Source organism: Paenibacillus rhizophilus (assembly GCF_003854965.1).
Lineage (GTDB): Bacteria > Bacillota > Bacilli > Paenibacillales > Paenibacillaceae > Paenibacillus_AQ > Paenibacillus_AQ rhizophilus.
The window spans coordinates 661,554-682,176 of sequence record NZ_RQPI01000001.1 but is presented as its reverse complement, the minus strand read 5'-3'; the positions used below and the strand labels follow the sequence as shown (position 1 = coordinate 682,176).

Genomic DNA, 20,623 nt, shown 5'->3' with positions numbered 1-20,623 from the left:
TTATTTATACAAGAAGAAACGGCTGCGGCATCCTTTATTAGGACGGCAACCGTTCATTCGAAAGCGCACCGCCGGATGAGCGTCTCCAAGCGGCCGGATAAGCGGGAATTCCTCTGGATAGATTCGGCGAAAGGCTAAATTCTGCTTTCCGAACAATCGAACGGGATTTCCTCCCGCTAATTTCCGCAAAAACATGCTTTTTTGAATAAATAGCTGGAATTTTACCAGTTTATTCTTCAGTTTTTCCATAATTATTGTGAAATCCATAGAATTAATGGGAGAAATTCCAGTTCATCAAGACACCGGGGGCGTATTCAGCAAGATTAAGAGGAGAAATTCCAGTTCGTTCATCGAAAACCTTGGATCGCAGCAGCTGCGGACTATCGGCTACTATTTTTACTCCCACTTACTTATTTACTCCCATTTACTTAATAGTGCATTGATCTTCCGGACAATCACCGATTCCTGCACCGTAAGCAGCCGGCCGTCCCCCACCACGATTTTACCGTCAACCACCACATCCCTGATCGCAGTTGGCTGAAGGGAATAAACGATATTGTTAAACAGCTCGGCAGCGGGCAACAGAGAAAGATCGTTCAGATCTACAGATACGAAGTCAGCATAATACCCCGGAGAGATCTGGCCGACCGGAAGCCGCAGCAGCTCGCCGCCCGCTTGGGTGCCCATATGAAAGACCTGCCCCGCGTTGATGCACGTACCGTCCAGCCGGGTTACTTTCTGGAGCAGGGAGCACATTCTCATTTCTTCAAACACGCTGATCCGGTTGTTGCTGCACGCACCGTCCGTTCCCATCGAAACCCGCACCCCCGCCGCGAGCAGACCGGGAATATTCGTGACGCCGTCAGATAAAAACATATTGCTGGATGGACAATAAGCCAAACCTGCGCGTTTGTCTCCAAGCAGCCGGATCTCCGAATCCTCCAGCCATACCAGATGGATCGCTATCATCCGCTCATCGACAACGCCTAGTTTATCCAAATAATGAACCGTCCGCAGCCCGTATTTCGCAAGCGTCTCTTCCACTTCAAACGGCTCCTCGGCCACATGAATATGAAAAGGCGTATCCAGCTCCGCTGCAAGCTTGTGACCAGCCTGAATCATCTCAGGCGAAGCCGCGTGAGGGCTGTGGGGCGCGGGATGAACGGTCACCATAGGATCGCCCTGATATTTTACAGCCAGCTCCCGGGTACGCTTCACCGCATCCGGCACCGATTCCCGGTAGCTTGCGGGCGCCCCGCTCCAATCATACATCGTCCGCGCCAAAACGAGCCGAATTCCCAAATCCTTGGCTGCCCGGATCACAGCTTCATCCCTGGCGTTCCCGCCGTCATGCACATAGAAGAAATCGCTGACCGTCGTTACGCCATATTTGAGCATTTCGCCAAAGGCAAACAGAGCGCCGATGTATATCGCTTCTTCATCCAGGAGCGGAGTGTATTTGTACAAGGCCTGATCTCTCCACTCCAAAAAAGGCCGATCCGCCGCGATTCCCCGCAGCAGGCTTTGGAAGGAATGGTTGTGGGCGTTGACCGTGCCCGGTAGGATAGCCTTACCAGTCCAATCGACCGTCGGTGTTTGCGTGTATTTCCGTTCCAGCACGGTTTGTTCTCCCGTCTCGATGATTGTGCCGTCTTCGATGAGGATTGCCCAGTTCTGCCGGAACTGGCCGCCTTCATACACGCGGTCCGCCTTGAACAGCTGCTTCAACGCCCTCATCCTTTCGTGTCCAAGATGATATCCAGATCAAGCAGCGTATACAGCAGCACATTGGCCGTATGCTCGATGTCATCCATGCGGCTCTCCTCTTCCGGACAGTGGCTTTTTCCATCGATGCTGGGAACGAAGAGCATTCCGCTGCGGGTAACGGAAGCAAGATGAGCGGCGTCATGGCCGGCCATGCTCCCCAGGCGCAGCGAGGGAATTTCAAGCATGCCGGCCATCCTTTCCATCGCTTCGATGACGGTCCGGTCCATAGGCGACGGGGCCTGGTTCAGAATAAGCTTGCGGGTCACCGCAGCACGCCGTCGCTGTCCCAATAATTGGAACCGGTCACTCCATTCGTTTACAACAGCATGAAGCTGCGCCTCGGTCTCCCCGCGAAACTCAGCCAGAAAACCGACCTCCGCCGGAATAATGTTCGGAGCGTTCGGCAGAAGCCTGAGCTGCCCGACCGTTCCTACAACTTCGGCGGCAGGGAACGTTCGGCAGATGTCCTCGGCAGCGAGAATCATCTCAGCGGCCGCAGTCAGCGCATCGCAGCGGTCTTCCATGAGCGTTGTTCCCGCATGGTTGGCTTCCCCGCACACCGTGACCTCCTCCCGGTAAATGCCGGTAATCGCCGTAACGACGCCGACCGGAATGCCTCGGCCGATCAGCCGCTTCCCCTGTTCGATATGCACTTCCACGAAGGCACCGACCTCCTCCTTCGAAATCGGCCCATGCCCCAGACCTTTCAGGCTTCCTCCAGCCTCTTCCAAAGCTTCCGTCAGCGGCTTCCCCTCCACATTCTTCGCTTCCGAGATTTGTTCCAGCGTAAGCTTACCCGTAACGGCCCGGCTGCCGAAGGTGGACAGCCCGAACGGATTCGGCTCCTCCGCGCTGAACGAAACCAATTCGAAAGGATGCCGCGTAACGATCCCCTTGTCGTTCAACGTCCTTAATATCTCAAGCGCCATTAATACCCCGAGCGCTCCGTCATATTTGCCGCCATTCGGAACGGTATCGATATGCGACCCGCAGACGATGGCCGGAAGCTCCAGATGCTCGCCGTCTCTTCTTCCCCATATGTTGGCCGCCCCGTCCACCCTTACGCCGAAGCCCCCGTCGGCGAGAGCTGCCATAAGCCAAACCCTCGCCTCCAGTTCGGCGGGAGTAAAGGCGGTCCGGTCCAGCCCTCCCTGCCCGTTCAGCCCATAGACAGCCAATTCATGAATGCTGTGCTCCAATCTGTCCCGGTTAATCCGCAGGCTCGTATCGATCAACGAGGACGCCCCCTTTTACAACCGTTCTTCCATTCTTGACAACCGTGTGCACCAGATTCATTCCGTAATAATATTGAAGCTGGCGGTAATTGGGAACATCGAACAAGACCAGATCGCCCCGCTTGCCAGTCTCGATACTGCCGATTTCTTCCCCTCTGCCGATCGCAAAAGCCGCGTTAATCGTACTTGCCGTCAATACCTCTGCCGGATTCATCCTCATCGTCAGACACGCCGCGTTCATAACAAAGGGCATGGAAACGGTCGGGGAGGTACCCGGATTGCAATCGGTGGACAGAGCGACGGCAACTCCCTCATCGATCATTCTTCTGGCGTCGGCTGCCCGTTCCATCAGGAACAAAGCCGTTCCGGGAAGCAGCACAGCAATCGTGCCGCTCTTTGCCAGTGCACGAATCCCTTCCTCCGAAGCCTTCAGCAAATGCTCGGCCGAAACGGCGCCCAGCTTTGCGGCAAGCTCCGCGCCTCCGAAATTTTCCGCAATTTCATCAGCGTGTATTTTCAGCTTGAAGCCGAGTCTTCCGGCCGCCTTCAGAATCCTCTCGGATTGGACGTTATCGAAGACCCCCTGTTCACAGAACACATCGCAGTATTCGGCCAGCCCGTTCTCGGCAACAGCCGGAAGCATTTCGTTGATGACAAGATCGACATAACCGTCAGGGTTATGGATATACTCATCGGGAACCGCATGGGCGCCCATAAATGTCGGAACCACGTCGATGGAATGGCGGTCATTAAGCGCCCGCGCGGCCCGCAGCTGCTTCAGTTCATCCTCTACGCTCAGCCCATAGCCGCTCTTGGCTTCAATCGTAGTGACGCCGTGAAGAAGGAAACGATCAAGCCGGGCCAAGGATTGCCCGATCAGTTCCTCTTCGGAGGCCTCTTTTGTGCTCCGCGCCGTATTCAAAATGCCGCCGCCAAGCTTCAGAATGTCGATGTATTTAGCCCCTTGAAGACGCAGTTCCAGCTCATTTTCCCGGCTGCCGGCATAAATCACATGAGTGTGGGGGTCGACAAGTCCAGGCGTAACGACCTTGCCGGAGGCGTCTATCACTTCAACCTCGTCTTGTATGGAGCTCAGAAATTGTGCAGCCAGCGCGTCGGAACCGGCAAAGACGATGATTCCATCCTCGATCACGACGCTTCCGTTCGCTATGATTCCCAGCATCGACATGCCCTTGCCCGTTCTCGGTCCGTATCCTCTATCCATGCAAACGAGCTGGGAAGCGGATTTAACGTACGTCAATTTCCCCATTTACCGGCCTCCTTTACTGCAGTCCCGGGATTTTAATTCCCTTGTTCTTCGCGGTCTCCACGGCAAGCTCATAACCGGCATCCGCATGGCGTGCGACGCCCATGCCGGGATCGGTGGTCAGTACGCGTTCAAGCCGCCTGCCGGCGTCCTCCGTTCCGTCCGCAACGACAACCATCCCCGCGTGCAGCGAATACCCCATGCCCACCCCGCCGCCGTGATGCACCGACACCCAGCTCGCCCCGGCGGCGGTATTGACAAGGGCATTCAGGATCGGCCAGTCGGCCACGGCGTCGCTGCCGTCCTTCATGCTCTCGGTCTCCCGGTTGGGGGAGGCCACCGACCCGGCGTCCAGATGATCGCGTCCGATCACAATCGGCGCGCGGAGTTCTCCGGAAGCCACCATCTCGTTGATGATCTTTCCAAAGCGGGCGCGCTCGCCGTAACCGAGCCAGCAGATGCGGGCGGGCAGCCCCTGAAACGCCACCTTCTCCCGCGCCATCCGAATCCATTGGCACAGCCCTTCGTTGCCGGCGAATTCGCGTAAAATCACTTCATCGGTCTTGTAAATATCCTCCGGGTCGCCCGACAAGGCCACCCAACGGAACGGTCCTTTCCCTTCGCAAAATTGCGGACGGATATAAGCCGGGACGAATCCCGGGAAAGCAAAGGCGTCCTTAACGCCTTCATCGAAGGCAATCTGGCGGATGTTATTGCCATAATCGAAGGCGACAGCCCCCTGCCGTCTCATTTCGAGCATGGCCTGCACATGAAGGGCCATGGAAGCTTTGGCCTGCCCGATATACAGCTCCGGGTTATCGTTCCGCAGCGTCCTCCCCTCTTCCGGCGTTAAACCTGCCGGCAAATAGCCGTTAAGCGGATCGTGGGCCGAAGTCTGGTCGGTAACGATGTCGGGAATAAAGCCCCGGCGGATCATTTCCGGCAGCACCTCAGCGGCATTGCCCACCAGACCGATGGAAAGCGGACGTTTCTGCCCCTTCGCTTCGGCGGCCAAGGCAAGCGCTTCGTCAAGGTCGCGCGCAAGCCGGTCGCAATAGCGGGTTCCGATTCTTTTTACAATGCGGGTCTGGTCTACGTCTATGCCGATTACAACGCCATCATTCATCGTAACAGCGAGCGGCTGGGCTCCTCCCATGCCACCCATGCCGGCCGTTACCGTAATCGTGCCCTTCAAGGTGCCTCCGAAATGCTGCCTTGCGCATTCCGCAAAGGTTTCATAGGTCCCCTGGAGTATCCCCTGCGTGCCGATATAAATCCAACTGCCCGCGGTCATCTGGCCGTACATCATAAGTCCTTTTTTATCGAGTTCATGAAAGGTATCCCAATTGGCCCATGCAGGAACCAGATTGGAGTTGGCCAGCAGTACCCGAGGCGAGTCTTTTGTCGTCTTGAAAATTGCCACGGGTTTGCCCGACTGAATCAGCAGCGTCTCATCTTCCTCAAGCTCCTTGAGAGAGGCAACGATCCGGTCAAAAGCATCCCAGCTCCGCGCCGCCCGGCCGATGCCTCCGTATACAACGAGCTTATCGGGATGCTCTGCCACATCAGGGTCCAGATTATTCATCAGCATCCGCAGAACGGCCTCCTGCACCCAGCCTTTGGTGTTCAATTGCTGGCCCCGAGGAGCGTGGACAATGCGCGATTGTTCAGACATTCAAAATCCTCCTTCCAAACCCCAGTCCTGCGTCTTCATACTGCGCGCCAGCCGCTCGATATCTCCGCTCATGGACCGGTCTTCCGTCAGCGGAAGCACAACCGAACGAATCTGGTGCAGCAGCTTGCGGGTAGCCGGAGCGAGCCGGTCGGCCCCCCTTATTTCTGCGGCCTGAGCCGCGCAAATCGCTTCAATCGCTAGCACCTTGTAGCCGTTGTCGACAATGATGGCCGCATGCCGCGCCGCCGTCGCTCCCATGCTCACATGATCTTCCTGATTCGCGGATGAGGGAATGGAATCCACGCTGGAAGGATGCGCCAGCGTCTTGTTCTCCGAGACCAGAGAGGCGGCGACGTATTGCGCAATCATCATTCCGGACTGCAATCCCGGATCGGGGCTCAGGAAAGCCGGCAAATCGTTCAGCTGCGGATTAACGAGCCGTTCAATTCGGCGCTCGGAGATGCTGGCGATTTCGGCCATACCAATACCAAGGAAATCCATAGCAAAGGCAATGGGCTGGCCGTGAAAGTTGCCTCCTGAAATAACCTGCCCGGTATCCGGGAACACCAGCGGGTTATCCGTAGCCGAATTGATCTCGATCAGCAGCTTCTCCCTCACATAGGTGAGCACTTGCTGAACAGCGCCGTGAACCTGGGGAATGCAGCGCAGGGAGTAGGCGTCCTGTGTGCGGATTTCTCCCTGCGCGGTCGTAAGCGAGCTGCCCTTCAGCAATTCAAGAATACGTCCGGCAACAAGCCGCTGCTCCGGATAAGGCCTAGCCAAATGGGAATCGGGCGCGAAGACATCGGTTATTCCTCTCAAAGCTTCAAGTGTCAGCGCCGCAACCCCGTCCGCAAGGGCGGCAAGACGATCGGCTTCCAGAAAGGCCACGACTCCAATCGCCGTCATCGCCTGGGTGCCGTTGATTAACGCCAGCCCTTCCTTGGCTTTCAGCTTGATCGGCTTCAGTCCGACCCGGCGCAGCGCTTCGGAGCCGGATAACCGCTCTCCCTGGACCCGCGCCTCTCCTTCCCCCACAAGCACGAGAGCCAAATGCGAGAGCGGCGCCAGATCGCCGCTTGCCCCAAGCGATCCCTGGGAGGGAATGACCGGAGTTATCCCTGCATTCAGCATATCGATGAGCAGCTGCAGCGCGTCCGCCGTAATGCCGGAGTAGCCCTTGGCCAGCGCGTTGGCTCTCAGCAGCAGCATTGTTCGTACCGTATCCGGCGGCAGCGGCTCGCCGACTGCGCAGGCGTGGCTGCGGATCAGGTTGATTTGCAGCTTCTCCGCGTCTTTGGCCGAAATGACGGTATCGCTGAATTTCCCGAAACCTGTCGTTACCCCGTAAACGCTTCGTCCCTGCTTCACAATAGCGTCGATAATCGCTCTGGATTGGTTGACTTTGACCCGGGCCTCATCGCTGATCTTCACCTTGTCTCCGGAGAAAATCGCGCCGGCGACTTGTTTCAGCGTCAGGCTGTCACCATCGAGTTGTATCACCGGAATTCCTCCTTCACGCTTACTGAGGAAAAAGACAAAAAGAGGCTATGCCCGGGAAGCAATTTTCCAGGCACAGCCCCTAATTCGACTGTTATATATGGGCAGTACAACCTCTTCTCCTTTTTGACCGTTTCATCCGGCTCCTCCCTTCAAATGGGAACCACAAGCAAGCTGCTTATACAGTTATAATCAGACTATATGAATAAGCGGCAGCGGATATTCGGCCGATCACAGGTTTATTTTTCCCTCAAAATCCCTTCCAGCGCCCGGCACAGAGCTTCCATTTCCTCATCCGTCCCGATACTGATTCTCAAATAATTGTCGATCCTCGGCTTGGCAAAATAGCGGACGATGATATCCTGCTGCCGGAGGGCATCGAACAGCTCGACTGCCGGAATGACGGGATGGGTTACAAAAATAAAATTCGCCCGCGAGTCTATCACTTCGAACTGCAAGTTCTTCAGCGCCTTGACCGTATATTCCCGGGTCTTGATAATCTGGCGCACATTAAGCTCAAACGTTTCAATATCCCTGAGGGATTGCTCTCCTCCCACCTGGGCAACGGCATCCAAAGTGTAGGAATTGATGCTGTTCTTCACCCGGTTCAAGCCTTCGATCAATTCGCTCTGCCCCATAGCCAGTCCGACACGCAGCCCGGCGAGCGAACGGGACTTGGAAAACGTGTGGACGACTAGGAGGTTCGGATGATCCGGAATCGACGGTACACAGGATTCGCCTCCGAAATCGATATACGCTTCGTCGATGATGACGACTTTATCCGGATTATGTACAAGAATTTGCCGAATGCTGTCCACAGATGTGAATTTGCCGGTTGGCGCGTTCGGATTGGCGAGCAAGATGCCGCCGTTCTGTCCAAAGAAAGGCTCAAACGGGATGTCGAACTGCTCGTCCAGCGGGATTTTTTGGTAGGAGATATTGAACAGCCTGGCATACACTTCATAAAAGCTGTAAGTAATATCGGGGAATAGAATGGTCTCACCGGGGTTGAAAAAAGCCTTGAAGCAAAAAGCCAAAATTTCGTCCGAGCCATTGCCGGCAAATATATTCTCTATAGGCAGACCATAGTAATCGGCGGCGGCTTTCCGCAGTCCCACACATTCCGGATCGGGATATAGCTTGAGCCGTCCGGTTACGGCGGCTTTCATGGCATCCAGCACCTGCTCCGACGGCGGATAAGGGTTCTCGTTCGTGTTCAGCTTGATTACCTTCTTGGCTCCGGGCTGTTCTCCGGGTACATAGGGCGTAATTCCTTTTACCGTTTCGCTCCAATATTTACTCATATGCAACCTCCTTATTCGTTACTTTTTTCGCTTATTTCATAGTTTCGATGACTTCAAGGATGTCCGTAGGTTTTTCGAATTTAAACTTGGCGTCGATGTTCTCCTGATTGATGCAGCCCCACAGTGCAAGACCGAAGTCGATTCCCGCATCTCTGGCACATTGGTAGTCATAGATGGTGTCACCGATATAGATTGACTTTTTGGGATCGGCACCCGAAATTTCGAGATATTTCAGCAGCGGCTCGGGATTCGGCTTATGCTTTTTCGTATCGCTTGAACATACGGTATAGGCCATGTAATCCGTAAGGCCGAACGGGTTGAAATCGTCGATCACTTCCTGAGAGGTCTTTGAGGTCACGACCCCGGCCGTCACCTTTTTGTTCTTCAGCCCTTCAAGCAGGTCGGTAATCCCGTCAAAAACTTTGACCGTTTCGAAGAACTCATGGATATAATGATTCCACCGGTCATGCGCCCGCTTCACATCTTCGATCCCCAACTGAGGCAGCGAATCCTTGCCGGGAATGCCTAATACGAATGTAAGCCGATCCCTCTCCACCACTCTGCCGTAGTCGGTTTCGAGCATTTTTTGCAACCCTTTAATCACCGCTTCTTCGGTATCGATCAATGTTCCGTCCACATCAAAAATAATGGAATTGTACATCTTCTTCTCCTCCGTCTCTTTCGTATATGGGTTCACCAAATATCGACAATCGGCGTGCCGCTCTCCAGCCGGACTCTGCTTTCCGCAATCCAATCCTTGAACCATTGGTTGTCCGAGCCGCTGAACGTTTCATCCCCTTCAAAATTCCGAAAAGCGCCGATATAGACGATCAATTCTCTGAGCCGCAAAAATAAGGGGATCTGCTTCAGCATGCTCTCGTCCAATTCTTTTTCCAGCCGATATCCTTTCAAAAAAGACTTCATAAAGCGGTGCGCCTGCTCTTCTCTGAGCTTGTACCCTTCTTCGCCGCCATATACATACACGAGATAATAAAGCTGAACGGCGATATCTTCCACATACCAGCTGTATTGTGCCTCATCGAAGTCGTAAAGCGTAATCGCGCCCCGGTTGTCCACAGTATAATTTCCCACACCCATATCGCCATGAATCAGCCCGTATGTATTACTTTCTTTCGGAAGCCTATGAATTGCCTGTGCCAATTCGAGATATTGCTGTCTGACAAGGGTATGCGAAGCGGGTAAAATATCGATTTGGTTTAAATAATAGTTGCCGCTCCACTCCTGGCGTTTGACGCTTTCGTTCCGGGGCCGGTACGATTGCGACAAGGCGTGCATTTTTCCGGTCAATTGTCCAAGCTTTTCGTACAAGCCTACGTCATTTAAACATTCAGGGTAGCTTGCTTTGTGTCCGGGGGCTTTCTCGAAGGCTGCCGCTGTGAAAAATAGTTCCGTATCCGTGCCGACAACCTCTGTCAAGTTCCCACGTTTGGAAACAATCGGTCTGGACGCCGATATCCCGTGGTCCGCCAAGTAGAATATCCATTCCAGTTCGGCCTGAACCGTCTGAGCGGAGCGGTGTGTGCTTGGAGTCAGCCGCAAAATGCAGGGCCTGTCGTTGTGCAGGTATTCGTAGACGAAATTTTGAAAACCGCCTATAAAGGTTAAATCCTTGCCCTTGATCCCGTACTTCGCTGCGGCTCTCTCCGCATGGCTGCTGTTAAAAATATCGACGATTGCCTGTTCCAAAATTAGGCCTCCTTCCCAAAAAAACCTTATGATATAGATAGATCATATTTTAAGCGGTGAATACGGTCAATAAGATTGAACCCGGAGGCGCACAACATGAAACAAGATTTTATTACGCTGACGCATTGGAGCAATGAGTACTGGAAAATGATCGGGCCGATCTACCGGGAAGCTTTCCCAAGAGGGGCCAAACCGGAGGGGCTGCTGCGAAATATGCTGGAAAAGGGCATCTCTGCCATGCATGTCTTGATGTGCGAGGGGGAAGCGGGGGCAATGGCGGTGACGGGACAAGCCGGGGCTGAATCGGATAAAAAACTGATCATCGACTACATGGCTGTACGTACGGATTTGCGCGGTCAGGGCATCGGGAGAACGTTCCTCAGCAAAATCCGTGATTGGGCGGTCAAGGAGCACGGCGTCTCGTCGATTATCATTGAGGTGGAGGCCGGAGATTCGGCCGCGCATGCCGAACGGTTTCATTTCTGGGAGCGCTGCGGCTTCGTCCGAACCGCTTATGTTCATACTTATATTTGGGTTCCGGAGCCGTATACGGCGATGCTGCTGCCGCTGAATCCCGAAGATCCGGTAACGGACGACGGCCGCTCGCTCTTTCGGTATATCGAATCATTCCACAAAAAAGCCTATCGGCGGGGGTAAGTAGCCAGTTGTATGTAAACAGCTTCTTCCGGATAAAAAACAAGCTCTGCGGCTATGCCGCAGAGCGTTAATGGTGAGAAGTGAATGTTCTATGCTAATACCCTCTTGCTAGGGTAATTTTCCTGAAATCCATCGACGAAGAATGGACCTTCGCAAAGATCTTCTTCTGCCTTTCAGATAGTACATGGGTGAATCAACTACCTTTCGGAATTACACACAAATGTCTTTCCAGCCGACAATTGATACCTTCCACTTCCCACCTGATTATCATTACCCCAAACCTCGATGATCGAAACCTCCAAGCGCCTTTTTATTAAAAGGCTGTGCCTCAAGTTCACGGATTCGCAGCCCTACAGAGAGCTTGCGTTGAAGGTATCTCCGCCCTCAATGGTGCCTGACTCAAACCCTTTATAGAACCAGCTTTTCCGCTGCTCCGAACTGCCGTGCGTGAAGCTTTCCGGAACGGCGTAGCCTCTCGCCTTCTCCTGCAGCGTATCGTCGCCCACAGCGCTCGCCGCGTTCAGGGCCTCATCGATGTCGCCCGCTTCGAGCAAGTTCTTGTCCTGGGCGTAATGCGCCCAGACGCCGGCCAAATAATCGGCCTGCAGCTCGAACCGGACCTGATAAGTATTGTCCTGCTGCATCCGGGAAGCGTATTTATCCGTTGTGCCAAGCAGCGTCTGCACATGATGTCCAACCTCATGGGCGATTACATATGCCATCGCAAAGTCGCCGGGAGCCTGGAACTGGGTCTGCAGCTCGTTATAAAAGCTTAAATCGATATACAGTTTATGGTCGCCCGGACAATAGAACGGCCCCACCGCCGAGCTTGAGTTTCCGCAGGCGGACTGAACGCTTTCCGTATATAAGACAAGTGTCGGATTTTCATACGTAAGCCCTTTTTGCCTGAATACCTCCGACCAGACATCCTCCGTATCGGCGAGAACGACAGATACAAACTGCGACAGTTCCTGCTCCTGCTGCGACGGCTGATAATTGCCGGACGTTTGGGTGCTGGACGTGGTCGTCGTGATGCCGTCCAGGAGGTCGCCGGGGTTGCCGCCAAGCAGCGTGATGATCAGATAGATGATAATCCCGCCAACTCCAAGCCCCCCGCCGATCACCGCTTTGCCTCCCATGCCTCTGCGGTCTTCCACATTCGAGCTTCCTCTTCTGCCCTGCCACTTCATTTGTGCCATCTCCTTCCGCAGGCCTTGTAGACCGTCGGGCTGCATGTAATTATGTAAAACCGAAATTTTGCATGAATGCTGACACTAGTGATTACCCAGTAACGACGGTTTCCGCCACATTTTTCATTACGCAAATTTTATCTTTTGAGGGTTGAAGGCGTACATAAACAAAAGGCCTCCAGTACGGAAGCCCTTCGTCACTATATTTTCAATTGAAAAAGTTGCATCGTTAAGAATCGAAATTACGAATGGAAATTCCGGCCGTCCAGCACTTCCGGAACATAGCCTGCCCGGATGACGAAGTCGCCGAAATGCTCTCCGCTCTCCCGTTCCTTCGCGTAACGGTTAAAAATCGGCCCCAGCGTCTCCAAAATCTCGGTTTCCCCGATGTTCTCCTTGTACAGCTTGTTCAGCCGGTTGCCGGTAAAGCCGCCGCCCAAATACATGTTGTATTTGCCCGGAGCCTTGCCGATGAACGACAGCTCCGCCAGTGCCGGGCGGGCGCAGCCGTTCGGGCAGCCGGTCATGCGGATGACGATATCCTCGTCGCGAAGCCCGGCTTCTTCCAGCATCGGCTCAAGTTTGTCCAGCAGCGTTGGCAGATAGCGCTCCGATTCGGCCATGGCCAGGCCGCAGGTCGGGAGCGCCACGCAGGCCATCGAATTCCGGCGCAGCGCCGAGTATTGAATGCCGTCGGTCAGTCCGTACTCCTTGATCAGGCCTTCGATTTTCTTCTTCTTTTGGCTGCTGATGCCGCCGATAATCAGGTTCTGGTTCGCCGTCAAACGGAAGTCGCCGTTGTGGACCTTCGCGATTTCCCGCAGGCCCGTCATCAGCGGATAGCCTTCCTCATCCTTAATCCGGCCGTTCTGGATGAAGAGCGTGAAATGCCACTTGCCGTCGCTTCCCTTAACCCAGCCGTAACGATCGCCGTTGTGGTCGAAATGGAAAGGTCTCGCTTCCTGCAGCGCCCATCCCAGGCGCTCGGTCAACTCACCGATGAACCATTCCAGCCCACGGTCGTCAAGGGTGTACTTGAAGCGGGCATGCTTACGGATGGCGCGGTCGCCGTAATCCCGCTGGATGGTGACCGTCTTCTCGGCAACGTCGATCAGCTGCTCTGGCGTAATGAAGCCGATCACCTTGGAGACTTGCGGATACGTCTTCGGGTCGCCGTGAGACATGCCCATGCCGCCGCCGACGCTTACGTTGAAGCCGGCCAGACGGCCGTCTTCAATAATCGCGATAAAGCCCAGATCCTGGGAGAACACGTCCACATCATTTGACGGGGGAACGGCGATCCCGATCTTGAACTTTCGCGGCAGATAGACTGGTCCGTAAATCGGCTCCTGTTCGGCGCCGTCTTGGCTGTCCGTTACCTTTTCACCGTCCAGCCAGATCTCGTAGTACGCTTTCGAGTGCGGATCGAGATGATCGCTGACCTTGCTCGCCAACTCATAGACCTCGGAGTGAATCTCCGATTGATAGGGATTCGGATTGCACATGACGTTGCGGTTCACGTCGCCGCAGGCGGCAAGCGTGGTCAGCAGTGATTCGTTGACTTCCTGGATCGTCTTTTTCAGATTCCATTTAATGACGCCGTGGAGCTGAAAAGACTGCCGGGTCGTCAGACGGATGGTGCCGTTGCCGTATTTATGTGAAATCCGGTCCATCATCAGCCATTGGTTGGGCGTAACTACGCCGCCGGCCGCCCGGACGCGAAGCATGAACTGGTAAGCAGGTTCCAATTTCGACTTGGCCCGCTCGCTCCGAAGATCCCGGTCATCCTGCATGTAACTGCCGTGATGCTTCATGAGACGGTTATCGTCCTCAGGAATGGAGCCCGTGATCGGATCTGCCAACGTCTCCGTGAGGCTTCCCCGCAAATAATTGCTTCTGCGCTTGATATCCTCCACATCGCTGTGGGGAGCGTCATGAGGCGGATATTTTTCGTAAAGTGCCATGTTGCTCTACTCCTCTCGGCGATTGATTAGTTGCGGGCTTAATATACATCGCGCTGGTAACGTTTTTGCTGCTGCATAAGGGTCAAATATTCGGCGGCTTCCTCGGAGCTCAGGCCGCCCTCCTGCTCAAGAATCGTGGTGAGCGCCGTGTGAACATCATGCGCCATTCTCTTCTCGTCGCCGCATACGTATACCGCCGCGCCTTCCTGCAGCCACAGATACAGGTCACGGGCTTTCTCCAGCATGCGGTGCTGGACGTACACTTTCTTGTCGGTATCCCGGGAGAAAGCGACGTCGAGCCGGGTCAATACGCCGTCCTTAAGCCAGCGCTGCCATTCGACCTGGTACAGGAAATCCGTGGAAAAATGCTGGTCGCCGTAGAACAGCCATGTCTTGCCTTCCGCTCCGGTCTCCTCGCGTTCTCCAAGAAAAGCGCGGAACGGAGCGACGCCCGTTCCCGGTCCGATCATGATCACCGGCGTTTCCCTGTTCTCCGGAAGCTTGAAGTTCGAATTATGCTGAATATAGACCGGCACCTTGTCCCCCGGTTGAATCCGTTCCGCCAGCTGGACGGAGCAGACGCCGTAGCGGTTTCTTCCCTGGGATTCATAGCGTACCGCGCGGACCGTGATATGGACCTCGTCCGGGTAGGCCTCCGGACTGCTGGAAATGGAATACAGACGCGCGGGAAGCTTCCGCAGAATCTTCACGAAATCGCCTGCCGGGATTCCGGTCAAGCCATAATCCTGCACCAGATCAAGCAAATCCCGGTCTTCGGCATAAGCCCGAAGCTCCTGCTCGCGTCCTGGCGCGAGCAGTTCCTTAAGGCCGCTCTCGGGAGCAAGGCCTGCCGCCTGCTCCAGCAGCGGCTTGGTCAGCACCGTGATTTCATAGTGGCGGAGGAGAGCTTCGCGAAGCGGAAGCTCACCGCTTTTACCCGCGGTTACCGGCTCTTCCGGCTTCCAGCCCGCGGCCTGAATCAGTTCATCGACCAGCCCTGGATGATTCTCCGGATACAGCCCGAGGCTGTCGCCCGGCTCGTATTTCAGATTGGAGCCTTCAAGGGAAAGCTCGATATGGCGGGTTTCACGGTCCGAGCCGCGCCCGTTAAGGTTGAGATTCTCCAGCACCTCGGCGTAGAACGGATTGCTTCTCGTGTATTCCGATCCGGCTTCGGTTTTGAGAGCTGCAACGGATACGCTTACGGAAGCTTCAGCGGGGGTTCCTTCTCCAAGAGAAGCAATAACGGCATTCATCCACTCCGCGGCCGGCTCTTCAAAATCCACGTCGCAATCGGCCCGGGAAACGATGCGCTTGCCTCCTAGCTCCTCCAGGCGCTTGTCGAAATCCTTGCCTGTCTTACAGTAAAATTCATATGACATATCGCCAAGCGCCAGCACCGAATAACGCAGGGAGGTCAGCTCCGGCGCCCGCTTGCTGTGCAGGAACTCATAGAAGGAAATGGCGTTATCCGGCGGTTCCCCTTCTCCGTGGGTGCTTACCAGAATTAGAAGGTTCTCGACCTTTTTAAGCGCATTCGGTTTGAAATCGCTCATCGCGGAAAGGACGACCTTGAATCCGAGCTCCTCCAGTCTCTTGGCGAATTTCTTCGCCAGCCCGCGAGCGTTGTCCGTCTGCGATCCGAAGAGCACGGTCACTTCCTTGGAAGCTGCGCTCACCGGCGCAGATACAGCTTGTACATTCACCGCCGCCGGAGCCGCCGCTGCGGAAGGCGCAAAAACCGCCGCCCCGAGGGCCGTCAGATAACCGCTGAGCCACAACCGCTGGCTCTCTGAAAGTGTTGGCAGAAGACGGTTCAGCAGCTCCGCCTGCTCCTGATTAAACGGACTATTCGTTACTTGAAGTTCCAAAAACATACACCCGCCTCATCTTTTCATCATAAATTTCAAGTAATTTTATCACAATGTAAGTATCCCTCTTTAGAACCTATCATAGTAGGTAAGACAGGTCAATTATTATCATTTTATAGCTTTTATCAGTTATAGTTATAGTTATAGTTATAAAGGAACGGCTGTTGTTATACGGAGAACTGGGGGTAATCTTGTGCGGACAAAAATAAAATGGCTCCAAGCCGTCTACGGCCTGCTCGTCGCGGCTGTGATCCTGGCTCTGTTTCCAAAGTATTCCTATAATGATCCGGATACCTTCTGGCATATCGAGCTTGGGCAATATATGATTCGGCACCAAACCGTGCTTCATCACGCCATACATACGTTTTACGGAGACAAACTGCCCTATATTCCGCATGAATTCGGGTTTCAAATCGTCGCGGCGGGTCTGTATCTAACGTTCGGATGGCCGGGCGTTTACCTGCTTACCGCGTTCTGTCTGTTTCTCTTAATTCTCGGACTGCTGCAGATGGCCAAAGTTTCGCGCAGAGAGCTGGGCTTCAGGGAGGATCATCCGCTCCTTCTGCCTTTTGTGCTGCTGATTTCCATTTGGATTTACTACAATTATTTCAAGGGCAGACCGCAGATGGTTTCTTCGTGGATGATCGTGTGGTTCTTTGTGTATTTGCGCAGATTCCAGATGCAGCCTGTGGTCAAACCCGCAGCGGCCATGATCGCCCTTTCCTTCGGAATCGCCAATTTTCATGCAGGCGTCTGGCTCGTTATTGTCGTGTTCACGGGTATGGCCTTTCTCGAAGCCTGGATCGCCCGAAAGCTGGATAAGCGCCGCCTTCTCGTCTTTGCCGGGGTGGTGATTGCCGGTATTCCCAATCCGGGCGGCATCAAGAGTCTGTTGTACATATTGACGGTAAGTAAGAACAACTACAATATGCTGATCAACGAATGGCAGCCGATAGCGTTTGGCAAATGGGATACGTCGGCCATGACGCTCCTGCTGCTGTTTTTTGCCCTGACTCTTCCCTTCTCGCTGTTCCGGAAACCGTTCAGGTTCTTTCTGATGCTGGGGATTCTGTACCTTGGCGTGTCCAACTTTAAGCAGAACCTGTTCATGTGGCTGTTCATTCCGTATTTCGCCGGAGCGTTCTTCGAAGCTTGTCCCTGGATGCGAAAGGTGGATATCCGGTTAAAGCCGTGGATGATAAAGATCGCGCTTGCCGCCGGACTGTTGGTGAACTGCATCGTCAATTTCGCTTCTCCTCCCGAAGTGAGCGCGCGCAGCTATCCGGTTGACGAAATGGCCTATATTTTAAAATACCATACGGGAACCGCGCGTCCGAAAGTGCTGGCTCCCTACGGCTCGTCCGGCTATGTGATGTACCGGGGAGGCGATGTCCTGTGCGACGGCAGGCAGGACCCTTTCATTACCCGCGAATCGCTCGGCGCTTACGGCTGGACCGCGTTCGAGCGGTCGATGTATGGCTTCTCCGATATTTTGCCGGACATTGCAGACTACGACAAACCCGAATACATCATTGTCCGCAGCAACGCTTCGACGCGCCTGTTCGAGGGCTGGAGAAAAGCCTTCGGCGAGCCGGTCTACCTGGGGCGTTTCGGTAGCGTGTTCGCTTATAGCGGAGGCAAAAAATCATAAACAGATGACCTCTCAGCACTATTATTCACCATGCTAAACGGCTGTGTGCAAAAAAACGGCTTGGTCCATTCTCTATCAGAGAAGAGCCAAGCCGTTTCTATTCAGTGCGCCAATACGGGAATATTAAGCGTCACCGTTGTTCCTTCGCCCGGCTTGCTTGCGATGGTGATCGCGCCGCCGTGTCCCCGCATGAGCCGCTCCGCGATGGCAAGGCCGAGGCCGGTCCCCCCCTGCTCCCGGCTTCTTGATTTGTCGGCTCTGTAAAAGCGCTGGAACACATGCGGCAGATCTTCTTCCGGAATCCCGATGCCACGGTCCCTGACCGCAATTCGGATGCTTCCGCCTTCGATGGCGGCCGAAACGGATATTTCTTTGTGCTCCATGGAATATTTGACGGCATTGTCAAGCACGATGAGCAGAACCTGCTCCAGATGATGATGCTTGAAGTTCACCACCGCTCCTTCGGCGGATTCAAGCTCGCATTGAAAAGTGAATTCAGGATGCAGCAGCTCAAAATTCCTCACCGCATAGTTAACCGCTTCAATAACCGGCGTTGCGCAGACTTCGCCGTCGCTCCGCAAGGCTTCCGCGCGTGTAAGCTCCAGTAATTCGTTGACAATTCCCTTGAGCCGCCCAAGCTCCTGTACTGAAACCTGAAGCGACTCCTCCAAAATATCCGGATTGTTCTTGCCCCAACGGTGAAGCAGCGAGATATGTCCCTCGATAATGGAGATAGGCGTTCTGAGCTCGTGAGACGCATCCGCGACAAACTGCTGCTGGTTGTGAAACGCCTGCTCCAGTTGGTTCATCAATTCATTGAAGACATTGGCCAGGTTGCCGAGCTCATCTTTGCCGTTGGGAACGGCCACCCGCTCCTGAAGACCCTTGCGCTTGATGTTATTCATCGTCACCGTCAGCTCGCGGATCGGACCCAGCAGCTTGCGGGACAGAAAAATTCCGCCCAGTCCGCTCAGCAGGAAGGCAACGAGAAATCCCGCCAGCATGACGGCCATCAGCATTTTGCTAAGCTTGTCCGAGCTCTCCAGATTGTTCACGATTTCAATAGTCCCTTCAAAGGACGCCGAATCAACGGGTCTGCGGATCACCAGCAGATGGTCATCGCCGTGCCACGCGGTATAGGATACTGTGCTGTCGGCCCTCTGCGGCGCTATCCAATCTTCCGGCAGCCTGTCGGAGACGGTCAGGACGGGATTGCCCCCCCTGTTTAATATCCGGATCATCTGATTGCTCGAGTTGAGGCTGTCAATGAACGGCCCAATACTTCCGACGGACTCCTCTGTCACCTTTTCGATTTCGAAATAGCTGCGGATTTCTTCCGCGCTCTTCAGAGCGGCGCTTTCTGTTCGGCCGAACATCCAGTTGTTGATGACGATATATTGAATGGCGTTGTAGGCAAGAAACAGGATGCACATCAAAGCGGCCGCCCAAAATGTCATTTTCCAGCGGATCGACAGCCGGGCCAGCCCGTGTCTCAGCTTGTTCATTTCCGCATCACATAGCCGAGGCCGCGCAGCGTCTGAATCAGGCTCGGTCTTCCCGGCTCGTCGATTTTGTTCCGGATATAGCTGATATATACATCGACCGCTTTGCTGTCCACCTCGGAATCGTATCCCCAGATGGCTTCCATCAGCATCTCGCGCGTCATTGCCCGTCCCAGGTTCTCCATCAATACCTGCAAAATCTCGAACTCCCGCTTCGTCAAATCGATTGCCGTCCCGTTCTTTGAAACCGTCCGTCCTTCAACTTCCAGCTCCAGATCGGCGCAGCGCAGTATCCGGGACTGGCTCGCATTGCCGGAGCGGCGAAGCAGGGACCGCATCCGGGCCAGCAGCTCTTCAATATCAAAAGGCTTCGAAATATAATCGTCCGCCCCGCTGTCAAGTCCCGCCACTTTATCCGCCAGTCCGTCTCTCGCCGTAATCATAATGATCGGCGTTTCCTTAGCCGTCCGAATGTGGGTGCACACCGCCAGTCCGTTCAATCCCGGCAGCATGAGGTCCAGCAGCACCATATCCCACTCCTCCTCCAGAGCACGCTCAAGCCCTTTCTTCCCATCGTAGGCGACAGTAACCGCGTAGCCCGCATGCTGGAGCTCCAATTCAATGAAGCGCGCCAAATTTTTCTCGTCCTCGATCAGAAGTATTTTGTGCATACGCTGTCCTTTCGTTTCCGCTTCAAAAATGTGATTACTCTCTATATTCTACTTCGCTTTCCTTAACCTACGATTAAGAGCACTCTATAAGCAAAATAAAAAGCCCTCCTCCGACTAGAGAGGAGAGCTCCGACCGTCCGTTAAATCAGCGCAATGGCAAGCAGAGTAAACAGGCTGAGCGTGATTATGGGATTAACATAACCGTAAGGCCCGTACCCATATCCGTAGGGATAGTAACCCGATGTCCTCACGTCGCCGCTTTCGGGCTGCAAATAAACGTTATGCATATCCACGTCTTTAATCATACCTCTGTACTCCTTGCCGTCTGTCGTAAGGATGCGAACTTTTTTTCCTTTGCATCTCAAACAATTGTAATAGGCTTCCACAAGATCACTCCTCTCTTATACCTGCATACTATGGGGATCGGCGTATGGGGGAAACGGCTAATGTACAGCGCGCCCGGGTTTAATAGGGATTTCTTAGAAATCTATTGACTCTCACAAGGTGGCAGGGTTTAGAGTTATAGTGCAAGCCGGATTGAAGCGCCGATCCCCCTAAAGTCTATAGGACGGCAGTTGATGCAGCTTGAGGCGGATGTGAATTAAGCGGATGCCAATTAAGCGGGGTACAAGTTCATCTTAAAGGCATGGCGGTCGACAGCG

The 20,623-nt window shown here is 54.3% G+C and carries 17 protein-coding genes; 2 read left to right on the top strand and 15 right to left on the bottom strand.

Features of this window, described 5'->3' with window-relative positions; genetic code table 11:
* The 9 genes from EH198_RS03235 to EH198_RS03195 form a co-directional block, all read right to left on the bottom strand.
* Positions 1–249 carry a hypothetical protein gene (locus EH198_RS03235; RefSeq protein WP_124694094.1) on the bottom strand — a complete coding sequence of 83 codons (249 nt, stop codon included), beginning with the start codon at positions 247–249 and terminating at the stop codon, positions 1–3.
* Between the two features lie 165 nt (positions 250–414).
* Complete coding sequence (locus tag EH198_RS03230; protein ID WP_221621472.1) at positions 415–1,728, bottom strand: amidohydrolase family protein; 1,314 nt, start codon at positions 1,726–1,728, stop codon at positions 415–417.
* A gap of 5 nt (positions 1,729–1,733) precedes the next feature.
* Positions 1,734–3,002 (bottom strand): Zn-dependent hydrolase, encoded by a 1,269-nt coding sequence (locus EH198_RS03225; protein ID WP_124694092.1) that lies wholly within the window; start codon positions 3,000–3,002, stop codon positions 1,734–1,736.
* Entirely contained in the window at positions 2,977–4,272 is a 1,296-nt protein-coding gene (gene hutI / locus EH198_RS03220; protein ID WP_124694091.1) for an imidazolonepropionase, read from the bottom strand. Before hutI ends, EH198_RS03225 begins: the two co-directional genes overlap by 26 nt.
* A 13-nt stretch (positions 4,273–4,285) precedes the next feature.
* Positions 4,286–5,944, bottom strand: a complete 1,659-nt coding sequence (gene hutU / locus EH198_RS03215; protein ID WP_124694090.1) for a urocanate hydratase — start codon at positions 5,942–5,944, stop codon at positions 4,286–4,288.
* Positions 5,945–7,447 (bottom strand): histidine ammonia-lyase, encoded by a 1,503-nt coding sequence (gene hutH / locus EH198_RS03210; RefSeq protein ID WP_124694089.1) that lies wholly within the window; start codon positions 7,445–7,447, stop codon positions 5,945–5,947.
* A 236-nt stretch (positions 7,448–7,683) separates the two neighbouring features.
* On the bottom strand, positions 7,684–8,748 hold the full coding sequence (gene hisC, locus EH198_RS03205) for a histidinol-phosphate transaminase (protein ID WP_124694088.1): 1,065 nt from the start codon (positions 8,746–8,748) through the stop codon (positions 7,684–7,686).
* A 31-nt stretch (positions 8,749–8,779) separates the two neighbouring features.
* Positions 8,780–9,409, bottom strand: a complete 630-nt coding sequence (locus EH198_RS03200; protein ID WP_124694087.1) for an HAD family hydrolase — start codon at positions 9,407–9,409, stop codon at positions 8,780–8,782.
* Between the two features lie 32 nt (positions 9,410–9,441).
* On the bottom strand, positions 9,442–10,455 hold the full coding sequence (locus tag EH198_RS03195; protein WP_185702730.1) for a phosphotransferase enzyme family protein: 1,014 nt from the start codon (positions 10,453–10,455) through the stop codon (positions 9,442–9,444).
* 96 nt (positions 10,456–10,551) lie between these two features.
* Between EH198_RS03195 and EH198_RS03190 the strand changes: the two genes are divergently transcribed.
* Positions 10,552–11,112 carry a GNAT family N-acetyltransferase gene (locus tag EH198_RS03190; protein WP_124694085.1) on the top strand — a complete coding sequence of 187 codons (561 nt, stop codon included), beginning with the start codon at positions 10,552–10,554 and terminating at the stop codon, positions 11,110–11,112.
* 350 nt (positions 11,113–11,462) lie between these two features.
* Here EH198_RS03190 and ypfJ read toward each other — a convergent pair whose 3' ends face one another.
* From ypfJ to EH198_RS03175, 3 genes are all read right to left on the bottom strand, one after another.
* A complete protein-coding gene (gene ypfJ / locus EH198_RS03185; protein ID WP_124694084.1) occupies positions 11,463–12,302 on the bottom strand; it encodes a KPN_02809 family neutral zinc metallopeptidase in 840 nt (279 codons plus the stop codon).
* Positions 12,303–12,544: 242 nt separating this feature from the next.
* The gene (cysI, locus tag EH198_RS03180; RefSeq protein WP_124694083.1) at positions 12,545–14,266 is read right to left on the bottom strand and encodes an assimilatory sulfite reductase (NADPH) hemoprotein subunit; all 1,722 of its coding nucleotides are present in this window, start codon (positions 14,264–14,266) and stop codon (positions 12,545–12,547) included.
* A gap of 38 nt (positions 14,267–14,304) precedes the next feature.
* Positions 14,305–16,137, bottom strand: coding sequence for an assimilatory sulfite reductase (NADPH) flavoprotein subunit (locus EH198_RS03175; RefSeq protein ID WP_124694082.1), 1,833 nt, complete (start codon positions 16,135–16,137; stop codon positions 14,305–14,307).
* Between the two features lie 193 nt (positions 16,138–16,330).
* Here EH198_RS03175 and EH198_RS03170 point away from each other — a divergent pair, with 193 nt between their 5' ends.
* Positions 16,331–17,788: a hypothetical protein gene (locus EH198_RS03170; RefSeq protein WP_124694081.1), complete on the top strand. Its 1,458-nt coding sequence runs from the start codon at positions 16,331–16,333 to the stop codon at positions 17,786–17,788.
* Positions 17,789–17,889: 101 nt separating this feature from the next.
* Here the strand turns inward: EH198_RS03170 and EH198_RS03165 are convergent, their stop codons facing one another.
* The 3 genes from EH198_RS03165 to EH198_RS03155 all read right to left on the bottom strand — a co-directional run bounded on the left by EH198_RS03165 (position 17,890) and on the right by EH198_RS03155 (position 20,347).
* Complete coding sequence (locus EH198_RS03165; protein ID WP_124694080.1) at positions 17,890–19,293, bottom strand: sensor histidine kinase; 1,404 nt, start codon at positions 19,291–19,293, stop codon at positions 17,890–17,892.
* Positions 19,290–19,961 carry a response regulator transcription factor gene (locus EH198_RS03160; RefSeq protein WP_124694079.1) on the bottom strand — a complete coding sequence of 224 codons (672 nt, stop codon included), beginning with the start codon at positions 19,959–19,961 and terminating at the stop codon, positions 19,290–19,292. Before EH198_RS03160 ends, EH198_RS03165 begins: the two co-directional genes overlap by 4 nt.
* Before the next feature lie 140 nt (positions 19,962–20,101).
* Positions 20,102–20,347: a hypothetical protein gene (locus EH198_RS03155; RefSeq protein WP_124694078.1), complete on the bottom strand. Its 246-nt coding sequence runs from the start codon at positions 20,345–20,347 to the stop codon at positions 20,102–20,104.
* Positions 20,348–20,623 lie beyond the last annotated feature (276 nt).